The following is an 11,371-nucleotide window of genomic DNA, read 5'->3' as shown; positions in this document are numbered from 1 at the left end:
TGCGCGACAGTGCGCTGGTCGGCGTGTTCGACCTGGACAGCCCCGACCTCGCCCGCTTCGACGCCGACGACCAGCGCACTGTCGCGCAGCAGTGGCACCACCAGTTCCGACCGCGAGGCCGCATCGCAGGCGATGTGCCCGGGAAACGCCTCCACGTCGTCGATGCGCTGGGTCTGGCCGCTGCTGGCGGCCGCGCCGCACACGCCCTTGTGCAGCGGAATGCGCACGCACGCGGGCAGGCCCTGGAACGGACCGACCACCAGTTCCTTGCCGTCGTAGAAGTAGAAACCGACCCAGTTCAGCCGCGGCAGCGCGTGGTACACCAGCGCGGCCAGGTTGGCGGCATTGGCGATGCGGTCGGGCTCCCCGGCGACCAGGGCACGGGCCTGGTCGAGCAACTGGGCGTACTGTTCCGGCTTGCTGCCGGTGAGCGAGGACGAGGCGAACATCGCGCGAGTCTAGCAGCGCGCTGCGTCCGCCGGCACCGCGGCGGCTGACGCCCGCGACGCACCCGGCTATCCTGCGCGCCGCCGCGCGTCCCGCCGGCCAACCGACAGGGTTTCGCATGGCTGTTCCCGCCTTCTACGTCACCGGCACCGATACCGGCATCGGCAAGACCATCGCCAGCACCGCGCTGCTGCACGCCCTGCGCGCGCGCGGCCAGCGCGCGGTGGGCATGAAGCCGGTGGCCAGCGGCTGCGCGCGCGAGGCCGACGGCTGGCGCAACGAGGACGCGCTGGCGCTGCAGGAGGCGAGCGCGCCGCGGCCGGCCTATGACGATCTCAATCCGTACGCGCTGCCGTTGCCGCTGGCGCCGGAACTGGCCGCCGCCGATGCCGGCGTGCAACTGGAGCTGGCGCCGATCGCGGCCGCGTTCGACCGCCTGCGCGCGCAGGCCGACGTGGTGGTGGTGGAAGGCGTCGGCGGCTGGGCGGCGCCGCTGTCGGCGACGCTGGACCAGGCCGATCTGGCGCGCGCGCTGCGGCTGCCGGTGGTGCTGGTGGTCGGCCTGCGCCTGGGCTGCCTCAACCACGCCCGGCTCAGCGCCGCGGCGATCGCCGCAGACGGCCTGCAGTGCATCGGCTGGATCGGCAACGAGATCGACCCGGCGATGGAGCGCATCGACGACAACATGGCGATGCTGCGCGCGCGCCTGCCGATGCCGTGCTGGGGGCGCCTGCCGTACCGGCCGCAACCGCGGGCCGAGCAGTTGGCGGCGGAACTGCAGCCGTGGGCGGGCATGTCGCCCGGCTGAGCAACTGCCGGTGGCACTGCGCTGCCGGCTTTTGTGGGAGGGACTTCAGTCCCGACGCCTGACCGATGACGCGTCGGGGCTGAAGCCCCTCCCACAAGAGCGGGGCGTCCCGACCGCGATATCGGCTCATGCCGAATGTCCCATCCCTCTTGCGGGGCCCGCGCATAGAGAAGCACGGAAGAAGAAGATATCCACCGCTCTCTGGTTTCTGGCAAAGCATCGGAGCTGAAGCCGCTCCCATCAGGAAAGCCAGGAACGCCTGGACACGCGCGATCGACCAATCCCGAATCCCCACTCCCAAATCCCGCCCATAAAAAAGGCCCGGTAGAGGGAGGGATCTACCGGGCCTTGGGTTGCACGGGGGGAGGGACCCATGCAGACCGAGCGTGCGTCGGGCGGCGAACCGCAGCGACGTCGAAAACGGTGTTATTTGGCGGCGGGCTTGGCCTTCGGCGCAGCCTGCTCGGTCGCGGCTTCGAACTGGTGCTTGGCGAGCTGGCCGATGGCCTCGGAGGCCTTCAGGCCCAGGCCGAACACTTCCTGGTTGGCCGTGGCCAGCCGCTCGAAGTTGTCGCGGGCGATCTGCAGGCCCTTCGGCCACAGCGCCTGCACGGTGCCCAGATCGCGCGCCTCGGTCAGTTCGCCGAGGAAGCCGGTGGTGGCCGACACGTTCTTCTCGAAGGTCTTCAACTGCACGCCGAACACGCTCTCGGCGCTCTCCAGCGCCAGGCGGTTGGCACGCGCCGCGGCGGCGGCGAACTGCTGGGTGTAGCTGCTGAACTGATCGTTGAATTGAGCGGACATCATGCAACTCCGTTGGAATGCCGACTGCTGTTGCAGTGCAACATACGCTCATTCTGCTGCGATGCAACAAAATTTTCTGAAGCCGCTCAGGATTCGTTCAAACTGCTTTTCTGATCAATTACTTGGCGCAATTCCGCCAGCCCTTGCCGGACGCCTCTGCGGGCCTGGAAAGCGCCAGATGCGCGCAATGACGCAACGTGGGCAGCACGCAAACCCTCAGCCGGCGCGGTGCCGCCCTTACGATTCCCGAATCCCCATTCCCCATTCCCGGCCTTCTTCAACCCGGCCCGCGATAGCGACAGCCGGAGGTGCAGGTCTCGTGCACCACCACTTCGCTCAGCAGCGGCAACGCCGGCTTGAGCCGGTCCCAGATCCACACCGCCAGACGCTCGCTGGTGGGATTGTCCAGGCCCTCGATGTCGTTGAGGTAATGGTGGTCGAGCTGGTCGTAGAGCGGGCGGAACGCCGCCTTGATGTCGCCGAAATCCATCACCCAGCCGCTCTCGGCGCCAGGCTCGCCGCTGACGTGCAGTTCGATGCGGAACGAATGCCCGTGCAGGCGCGCGCACTTGTGGCCGGGCGGCACGTTGGGCAGGCGGTGCGCGGCTTCGAGGGTGAAGACTTTGAAGATATCCATGGGGAGCATTGTACGGTCAGGGGTGGAGCGGCATGGCGGGCTGCCGGCGCCGCGCGGCGACGACGGCGCCGTCGTGCGGCAAGGCGTCGCGACATGCGCGATGCCGGGTGGAGCGGACAAAAAAGGCCGCCCCGAAGGGCGGCCCGAGGGCGTGCGCAGCGCGTGGCCGCGGACGGATCAGCGCGGCGCGGCGGGGCGGTTGCCGCCGCCGTTGCCGTGGCGGCGGCCCTGGCCCTGGCGGCGGGCGCCGTCGGCGTGGCTGCCACCGGGCTTCTTGCTGCCGGCGTGCGCATGCGCGTGCGCCGGCGCATCGCCATGGCCGCGACGGGCGTGGCTGCCGCGACGCGGCGGACGCTGGCCGCCCGGACGCTCGTCCGGCGGGTTGTTGTTGCCCCAGCGGATCGGCGTGACCGGCTCAAAGCCCGGCACGTCGCGGATGTCCATCTCGCGCTTGAGCATGCGTGCGATCGCGCGCAGCAGCTTGGCCTCGTCCTGCGCCACCAGCGAAATTGCTTCACCGGTCGAACCGTTGCGGCCGGTGCGGCCGATGCGGTGCACGTAGTCCTCGGCGACCATCGGCAGGTCGTAGTTGATGACCTTGGGCAACTGGTCGATGTCGATGCCGCGCGCGGCGATGTCGGTCGCCACCAGCACGGTGATGCGGCCGGCCTTGAAGTCGCTCAATGCGCGCAGGCGCTGGCCCTGGCTCTTGTTGCCATGGATCGCCGCGGTCTTCAACCCGGACTTGTCCAGGAACATGGTCAGCTTGTCGGCACCGTGCTTGGTGCGGGCGAACACCAGGGTCTGCTTGCGCGAGTCGGCGGCCAGCAGGTGCAGCAGCAGTTCGCGCTTGCGCGCACCGTCCACCGGATGCACGCGGTGGGTGATGGTGTCGGCCACGGTGTTGCTCGGGGTGGCCTGGATTTCCTGCGGGTCGTGCATGAACTCGCGGGCCAGCTGCTTGATGCCTTCCTCGAAGGTGGCCGAGAACAGCAGGGTCTGCCGGTTCTGCTTGGGCAGCTTGGCGAGGATGCGCTTGATCGACGGCAGGAAGCCCATGTCGAGCATGCGGTCGGCTTCGTCCAGCACCAGGATCTCGATGCCCGACAGGTCCACGCTGCGGCGCTCGAGGTGGTCGAGCAGGCGGCCCGGGCAGGCGATCAGCAGGTCCACGCCGCGGCGCAGCGCGTCGAGCTGGTTGCCCATGCCCACGCCGCCGTAGATGGTGGTGCTGGGGATGCGCAGGTACTTGCTGTAGCCGCGCAGGCTGTCGTGGACCTGGGTGGCCAGTTCGCGGGTCGGGGTCAGGATCAGCGCGCGCGGCTTGCGCGGGCCGGGGCCCACCGACTGCGGCGAAGTGCCCAGGTGCTGCAGCAGCGGCAGGCCGAACGCGGCGGTCTTGCCGGTGCCGGTCTGCGCGCCGGCCATCAGGTCATGGCCTTCCAGGGCGACGGGAATGGCCTGCGCCTGGATCGGGGTGGGGGTTTCGTAGCCCTGCTCGGCCAACGCGCGCAGCAGGAAGGGCGCAAGGCCCAGGGATTCGAACGACATGAGAATGCTCCGGATAACGCGCCGACGCCGGGACGGACCCGGCGCGCAGGCGCAAGTAGGTGAGGCTCGGAGCGTTCCCGTGAACCGCGCTGCGAGAGGGTGGATCAACCCGCAGCGCGAGGCTGGGGTTCGTCGGCACCACGAAAGGCGTCGGGCGGGGCGGGCGAGTCGGATCGTTGCGATCCTGGCCTCGCCGGCGATCCCTGAGGGAAACGGACGGCCGCATGCAGACCGGAATAGTGTACCTGAATTGGCGCGCTGCACAAAATGCGGGTCCGTTTCAGTTGAAACCAAGCCGGCGTCTGGCCGTACAATCGCCGGCTCAGCCCCCAGCACTGGACGGACATGAAGCTAGGTTCCCTGAAGGAAGGCGGTCGCGACGGCACCCTGATCGTCGTGTCCCGCGATCTGACCCGCGCCGTGCGCGCCACCGGCATCGCGCCGACCCTGCAGCGCGCGCTGGAGGACTGGAGCAACCTCGCTCCGCGCCTGAACGCCCTGTCCGAGTCGCTCAACGACGGCAGCGCCGACGGCCAGTTCGACCTGGACATGGCAGCGCTGGCGGCACCGCTGCCGCGCGCCTACGAGTTCCTCGACGGCAGCGCCTACCTGCCGCACGTCGAGCGCGTGCGCCGCGCGCGCGGCGCCGAGGTGCCGGAGAGCTTCTACACCGACCCGCTGATGTACCAGGCGGTCAGCGCCGGCTTCTACGGCCCGCGCGATGCGGTCAAGGTGGTCAGCGAGGACTACGGCATCGACCTGGAAGCCGAGATCGTGGTGGTCACCGACGACGTGCCGATGGCGGTCAGCCCGGCGCAGGCCGCCGCGCACATCCAGTTGATCGGCCTGGTCAACGACGTGTCGCTGCGCAACCTGATTCCGCCGGAACTGGCCAAGGGCTTCGGCTTCGTGCAGTCCAAGCCGCGTTCGGCGCTGTCGCCGGTGTTCGTCACTCCCGACGAACTGGGCGAGGCCTGGCAGGGCAACAAGGTGCACCTGCCGCTGCTGACCCACATCAACGGCGCCTGGTTCGGCGCGCCGGAGGCGGGCGAGGACATGCAGTTCGATTTCGCGCAACTGGTCGCGCACGCGGCCAAGACCCGGCCGCTGGCGGCGGGCGCGGTGGTCGGCTCGGGCACCATCGCCAACCAGGACACCACGCGCGGCGCCTCCTGCTTCGCCGAACAGCGCACCGTGGAAACCCTGCGCGACGGCAAGCCGAGCACGCCGTACATGTCCTTCGGCGACGTGGTGCGGATCGAGATGCTGGACCGTGACGGAGTGAGCATCTTCGGCGCGATCGAGCAGCGCATCGAGCAGGCGCCGCTGCCCTGACCCGGCCGGCGGCGGTGCCGGGGCGACCGGCGGCGCCGCAGCCCGGGTGTCCACCGGTATCGTTGTCGATTGCGCAGACGGAGGCGGGCATGGACGAGGCACTGCAGCTCTACACCTACTGGCGCTCCAGCGCCGCGTACCGGGTGCGCATCGGGCTGGAGCTCAAGCGTCTGGCCTACCAGTCGCTGCCGGTGCACCTGGTGCGCGACGGCGGGCAGCAACACTCGCCGGAATATGCGCGGTTGAACCCGCAGGAACTGGTGCCGACCCTGTGCCACGAGGGCCAGCCGATCCGCCAATCGCTGGCGATCCTGGAGTACCTGGACGAGCGCTGGCCGGAGCCGCCGCTGCTGCCGGACGCGCCGATCGATCGCGCCCGCGTGCGCGGTCTGGCGCAACTGATCGCCTGCGACATCCACCCGCTCAACAACCTGCGCGTGACGCAGTTCTTCGAGAGCGCCTGGAACGTGCCGCAACCCGAGCGCGAAGAGTGGATGCGGCACTGGATGCAGACCGGCTTCGATGCGCTGGAGCAGTTGCTGGCCGAGTCGCCCGACACCGGACGCTTCTGCCACGGCGAGCAGCCGGGCCTGGCCGACTGCTGCCTGGTGCCGCAGCTCTACAACGCGCGCCGCTTCGGCGTGGATCTGCAGGCCTACCCGACCCTGGAGCGGATCGAGCGCGCCTGCCTGGCGCTGCCGGCATTCGACGCGGCGCGCCCGGAACACCAGCCCGACGCGCAGTAAGCTGGGACTATCGTCGCAGGAGCGGCTTCAGCCGCGACCGGGCATCCGCTGCTGCCAGTCGGCCACCAGCCCCTGCCGCACCGGTGAGCATGAGGATGTGGGAGGGACTTCAGTCCCGACCGCAGTTTTCCGGACACTTCGGCCTTCACGCGTCGCAACGAAAGTCGCTTCCACACGCGCTTGCGGCGCACTCGCTGGGTGCACTGTGGGAGGGACTTCAGTCCCGACGCGCAGTTGCGTGGAAGTGGCGTTTGTCCGCGCAAGGGCGACCCGCGGCGACCGCCGCTGGACCTACGGTCCGTCGTTGCCGCCGTCGCTGCGGGGCCAGTTCGACCAGGCGGCTGCGAACGCCCGGTCGCGGCTGAAACCGCGCCTACGACAACACGGCGACGCCTCAGACGAAGCCGTGGGTGATCCGCGGCGCGGCGCTGGGGCCGCTGTCGTAGTCGGCGTAGGGATCGTGCTCGCCGCTGCCGCCTTCGGACAGGCGGAACTTCAGGGCCAGGCCGTCGCGCGAGTCGGCCGCGCGCAGCGCTTCCTCCTGCTCGATCTGGCCCTGCTTGACCATGCGGAACAGGCACTGGTCGAAGGTCTCCATGCCTTCCTCCAGCGACTCCTCCATCGCCTGCTTGATCTCGTGGACCTGGCCGCGGCGCAGCAGGTCGCGGATCATCGGCGTGTTCAGCAGCACTTCCGAGGCCGGCCGGCGGCGGCCGCTGCTGTCCTTGACCAGGCGCTGCGAGATCACCGCGCGCAGGTTCAGCGACAGGTTCATCAGCACGTTTTTGTGCGCGCTCTCGGGGAAGAAGTTGAGGATGCGCTCGATGGTCTGGTCGGCGTTGTTGGAGTGCAGGGTGGCCAGGCACAGATGTCCGGTCTCGGCGAAGGCGATGGCCGCCTCCATGGTTTCCGCGTCCAGGATCTCGCCGATCAGGATCACGTCCGGCGCCTCGCGCATCGCGTTCTTCAGTGCGTTGTGGAAGGCGTGGGTGTCCAGGCCGACCTCGCGCTGGTTGACGATGGACATCTTGTGCTTGTGCAGGTATTCGATCGGGTCCTCGATGGTGAGGATGTGCCCGGTGGTGGTGCTGTTGCGGTAGTCGATCATCGACGCCAGCGAGGTGGACTTGCCCGAGCCGGTCGAGCCGACCACCAGGACCAGTCCGCGCGGGGTCATGATCACGTCCTTGAGCACCTGCGGCAGGTGCAGCTCCTCGATGCTGGGGATCTTGCTGCGGATCGCGCGGATCACCATGCCGACCTCGCCGCGCTGCTTGAACACGTTGACGCGGAAGCGCCCGGCGTCCTGCAGGGCGATGGCCATGTTCAATTCCAGCTCCCGCTCGAACTGCGGCACCTGGCCCTCGTCCATCAACGAGTAGGCGATCTTCTTGACCATGCCCGGCGGCAGGCCGGTGGCGCCGAGCGGGTACAGCTTGCCTTCGATCTTGATATAGACCGGTGCTCCTGTGGTCAGGAACATGTCCGAGGCGTTCTTTTCGGTCATCAGCTTCAGGAAATAGCCGATATCCATGCGCAATGGTTCCCCAACGATCCGCAATCGCCCGTTGCAAGCGCGCCACAGGCTTCCGACAATGGCCGTGACCGACGTCTCCGTCCACGGCCCCCCTAGATGAAAACTAGCTTCGCACACTTCCGTTGTCAGCAGTATGTGATGGCCTGCGCATTGGCGTTGTTCGCCGCGCCGGCCGCGTTCGCCCAGGTGGCTTCGCCGGAGCTGCTGTCCGCGCAGCAGGCGGTGCAGCGTGCGGTCCAGGCCGATGCCGACCAGTACGCGCCGGACCTGCTGGCCAGTGCCCGCCAGGGCCTGGAACAGGCGCAACAGGCCGCGCTCGACCGCCGCCAGCGCAAGACCGCACCGCAACTGGCCCTGCGTGTGGCCGCCGATGCCGACCTTGCGCGCGCGCGCAGCGAGGAGGCGGTGGCCAATGCACAGTTGAAGCAGCGTCAGGCCGAGGTGGCCCAGCTGCAACAGACCCTGGGCACCGGGGAGGGCCGTCCATGAGCCGCACCCTGCACGGAATGCGCCGCCTGGCCCTGCTGGCGTTGCTGCTGGCGCCGCTGGGCGCGATGGCCGCGGACGACCCGGAACTGGCCGTGCTCAACCAGCGCCTGGTGGCGCTGCAGGCCGATCCGCTGAACGCCGATGTCGCCGCCTACGAACGCCTGCAGGCGCAGCAGGCGGTGGCCAACTTCGCCAACGCCAAGCGCAAGGAGCGCGACGAGGCGCGCTACCTGGCCGAGCGCCGGGTCGAGATCGCCGAAACCATGGCCCGTGCCGAGATCGCCCGTCGTCAGGTCGACCAGTTGGAGAAGACCCGCAGCGACCTGCTGATCGAGGCCAGCCGCCGCGAGGCCGCGCGGGCCCGGCAGGAGGCCGAGCGCCTGCGCGTGCAGGCGCAGATCCAGGCCGAGGAGGCCGAGAGTCTGCGTCAGGCGGCCGAGGCCGAGCAGGCCGCGCGGGCAGATGCGGATGCGGCGCTGGCCAGCGTCGCCGGTCAGCAGACCGCCAAGCTCAGCGCCGCGCAGCAGAAGTCGGCCAAGCTGGCGCGCGAGGAGGCCGAGCTGGTCGCCGGCACCAAGCTGCCGGCCTCGCGCTTCGAGGCGCGCGGCGAGGTCTTCACCTTCTCCGGCGCGGCCTTCGGCGCCGGCAAGGCGGCGCTGTCGGGCGATGCCACCAACCAGGCCAAGGCCCTGTCGCAGTACCTGCAGATCAGCAAGGGCAAGGTGCGGATCGAGGCCTACGACACCGACGCCGGGGTGGCGCAGAAGCGCGCCGATGCCCTGCGCGCGGCCTTGGTCAGCGGCGGCGTCGCCGCCAACCGGGTGCAGGCGGTCGGCAAGAAGGGGGCCTCGACCAAGGCCCGCTCGGCCGACGTCGTGATCGCGCCCTGAGGTCGGACGGCGCTCTGTGCAGGCGGTTTAACGGGGTTTTTCCCTGGGCCTGAGTGCCGAGCAACTGAATGCGGCAAAGCGGGCCTGCTTCTCTTGTCCACGGCGGTGGGGAGGCGTAGGGTCGGTACTCCAGGTGGCACTCCCGCCGCCTGGTGCCAACGGAGGAGTTCGAGCCGATGACGCAGTGGCGCGCACCGCAGTCCGACGTCCCGGGAACCGTGGTTCCAGGCGTTGCAGCGGTGCAGCCGGCGGCTCGCGCGCTTCCGCTCCCAGGCAACGCCCCGTGCCGCAGCGGCCGGGGCGTTCTTGTTTCTAGCTGAAGGAGGCTATTCCTATGTTCGAAGGGCAACCGCAGACCGAAATCGACGCGTTGATCAAGTCCGATCCGGAGTTCAAGCAGCTCTACCAGCGCCACAAGACCTTGGACAAGAAGTGCATGGACGCCGAGCTCGGCGTGCTGCCGATCGACGATGTCACCCTGGCGCAGATGAAGCGCGAAAAGCTCGCCGCCAAGGAAAAGCTGCTGCGCCTTTACGAGCAGAAGCCGCACTGACCGTACTATTCCCTCTTGTCGCGGGCGGTGGCTGGCCTCCTCGTCGGCTTGCCACCGTCCGCGTCATCCCCTTCGAAAGCCGCGCCCGCGGCTTTTTTCGTCCCTGCGGCGCGCATTCTCTGACTTTCCCTCCCCGAGCGCGGATAATGCCCGGTCCAGCCGCTGCCGCGGCGCGACGCATTCGGACCCGATGGCCATTCACTCCTCCGTACTCGATCTGATCGGCGACACCCCCATCGTCAAGGCCAGCAAGCTCGACACCGGGGTGTGCGAGCTGTACCTGAAGCTGGAGAGCGCCAATCCCGGCGGCTCGATCAAGGATCGGATCGGCCTGTCGATGATCGAGGCGGCCGAGCGCCGCGGCGATCTCAAGCCCGGCGCGGTGCTGGTCGAGGGTACGGCCGGCAACACCGGCATCGGCCTGGCCCTGGTCGCCCAGCAGAAGGGCTACAAGCTGATCCTGGTGGTGCCGGACAAGATGAGCCGGGAAAAGATCTTCAACCTCAAGGCGATGGGCGCCGAGGTGGTGCTGACCCGCTCGGACGTGGCCAAGGGCCACCCCGAGTACTACCAGGACCTGGCCGCGCGCATCGCCGCCGAGACCCCGGGGGCCTACTTCATCAACCAGTTCGGCAACCCCGACAACCCGGCCGCGCACGAGTTCGGCACCGGCCCGGAAATCCTGCGGCAGATGGACGGCCGGCTGGACGCGATCGTGTTCGGCTGCGGCAGCTCCGGCACCATGACCGGCCTGTCGCGCGCCTTCGCTGCCGCCTCGCCGCACACCGAACTGGTCCTGGCCGACCCGGTCGGCTCGATCCTGACCGAGTACATCGAGCAGGGCACGGTCAGCGAGAAGTCCGGCAGCTGGCTGGTGGAAGGCATCGGCGAGGATTTCCTGCCGGCGATCTCCGATTTCACCCGGGTCAAGAAGGCCTATTCGATCAGCGACGCCGAGAGCTTTCACACCGCGCGGGAACTGCTGGCCAAGGAGGGCATCCTTGGCGGCTCCTCCACCGGCACCCTGCTGGCGGCGGCGCTGAAGTACTGCCGCGCACAGACCGAGCCCAAGCGCGTGCTGGTGTTCGTCTGCGACACCGGCAACAAGTACCTGTCGAAGATGTACAACGACTACTGGATGCTGGACAACGGCTTCCTGGAGCGCCCGCAGCACGGCGACCTGCGCGACCTGATCCTGCGCCCCTACAGCCAGCGCGACACGGTGGTGGTCGGTCCCAAGGATCTGCTGACTACTGCGTATCAGCGCATGAAGCTGTACGACGTGTCGCAGCTGCCGGTCATGGAAGGCGATCAATTGGTCGGCATCGTCGACGAAAGCGACGTCTTGTTGCATGTATATGGCGACGAAGCGCGGTTCCGCGACCCCGTGGCCACGGCCATGGTCAGCAAGCTCGACCGGCTGGACGTCAAATCGCCGATCGAGGCCCTGCTGCCGGTGTTCGACCGTGGCCAGGTCGCCATCGTGATGAACGAGGGCGCCTTCCTCGGCCTGATCACCCGGATCGACCTGCTCAACTATCTGCGCCGCCGGGTGCAGTAATCCCTGCGGCCGG

General features: G+C 68.7%; 12 protein-coding genes. 7 read left to right on the top strand and 5 right to left on the bottom strand.

The features are described 5' to 3' along the window. Positions 1-449: GAF domain-containing protein (locus tag CEK65_RS17820; RefSeq protein ID WP_226980629.1), on the bottom strand; the 449-nt coding region annotated here is incomplete at its 3' end. Positions 450-565: 116 nt separating this feature from the next. Here CEK65_RS17820 and bioD point away from each other — a divergent pair. Beyond that, positions 566-1,255 carry a dethiobiotin synthase gene (bioD, locus tag CEK65_RS17815; protein WP_152182543.1) on the top strand — a complete coding sequence of 230 codons (690 nt, stop codon included), beginning with the start codon at positions 566-568 and terminating at the stop codon, positions 1,253-1,255. A 426-nt stretch (positions 1,256-1,681) separates the two neighbouring features. Here the strand turns inward: bioD and CEK65_RS17810 are convergent, their stop codons facing one another. From CEK65_RS17810 to CEK65_RS17800, 3 genes are all read right to left on the bottom strand, one after another. Continuing rightward, complete coding sequence (locus tag CEK65_RS17810) at positions 1,682-2,059, bottom strand: phasin family protein (protein WP_026143664.1); 378 nt, start codon at positions 2,057-2,059, stop codon at positions 1,682-1,684. A gap of 277 nt (positions 2,060-2,336) precedes the next feature. Continuing rightward, complete coding sequence (gene queD, locus CEK65_RS17805) at positions 2,337-2,696, bottom strand: 6-carboxytetrahydropterin synthase QueD (RefSeq protein WP_017916250.1); 360 nt, start codon at positions 2,694-2,696, stop codon at positions 2,337-2,339. 177 nt (positions 2,697-2,873) lie between these two features. Then, on the bottom strand, positions 2,874-4,247 hold the full coding sequence (locus CEK65_RS17800) for a DEAD/DEAH box helicase (RefSeq protein ID WP_043093333.1): 1,374 nt from the start codon (positions 4,245-4,247) through the stop codon (positions 2,874-2,876). 345 nt (positions 4,248-4,592) lie between these two features. Between CEK65_RS17800 and CEK65_RS17790 the strand changes: the two genes are divergently transcribed. Then, complete coding sequence (locus tag CEK65_RS17790; protein ID WP_017908490.1) at positions 4,593-5,582, top strand: fumarylacetoacetate hydrolase family protein; 990 nt, start codon at positions 4,593-4,595, stop codon at positions 5,580-5,582. Between the two features lie 89 nt (positions 5,583-5,671). Then, a complete protein-coding gene (maiA, locus tag CEK65_RS17785) occupies positions 5,672-6,328 on the top strand; it encodes a maleylacetoacetate isomerase (RefSeq protein WP_152182542.1) in 657 nt (218 codons plus the stop codon). A 394-nt stretch (positions 6,329-6,722) separates the two neighbouring features. Here maiA and CEK65_RS17780 read toward each other — a convergent pair whose 3' ends face one another. Beyond that, the gene (locus CEK65_RS17780; protein ID WP_017907532.1) at positions 6,723-7,862 is read right to left on the bottom strand and encodes a PilT/PilU family type 4a pilus ATPase; all 1,140 of its coding nucleotides are present in this window, start codon (positions 7,860-7,862) and stop codon (positions 6,723-6,725) included. Between the two features lie 99 nt (positions 7,863-7,961). On the opposite strand from CEK65_RS17780, the gene CEK65_RS17775 reads away from it, so the two are divergent. The 4 genes from CEK65_RS17775 (at position 7,962) to CEK65_RS17760 (ending at position 11,358) form a co-directional block, all read left to right on the top strand. Next, positions 7,962-8,354, top strand: coding sequence for a DUF4398 domain-containing protein (locus CEK65_RS17775; protein ID WP_026144112.1), 393 nt, complete (start codon positions 7,962-7,964; stop codon positions 8,352-8,354). A gap of 17 nt (positions 8,355-8,371) precedes the next feature. Next, on the top strand, positions 8,372-9,244 hold the full coding sequence (locus CEK65_RS17770) for a hypothetical protein (protein WP_152182544.1): 873 nt from the start codon (positions 8,372-8,374) through the stop codon (positions 9,242-9,244). 334 nt (positions 9,245-9,578) lie between these two features. Then, the gene (locus CEK65_RS17765) at positions 9,579-9,797 is read left to right on the top strand and encodes a YdcH family protein (protein ID WP_010340228.1); all 219 of its coding nucleotides are present in this window, start codon (positions 9,579-9,581) and stop codon (positions 9,795-9,797) included. 190 nt (positions 9,798-9,987) lie between these two features. Then, positions 9,988-11,358 (top strand): pyridoxal-phosphate dependent enzyme, encoded by a 1,371-nt coding sequence (locus CEK65_RS17760; protein WP_148827338.1) that lies wholly within the window; start codon positions 9,988-9,990, stop codon positions 11,356-11,358. Positions 11,359-11,371 lie beyond the last annotated feature (13 nt).

The organism is Xanthomonas sp. LMG 12459, assembly GCF_009192905.1.
Taxonomy (GTDB): domain Bacteria; phylum Pseudomonadota; class Gammaproteobacteria; order Xanthomonadales; family Xanthomonadaceae; genus Xanthomonas_A; species Xanthomonas_A sontii.
The sequence above is the reverse complement of the archived record's forward strand: the minus strand, read 5'-3'. Positions and strand labels throughout refer to the sequence as shown.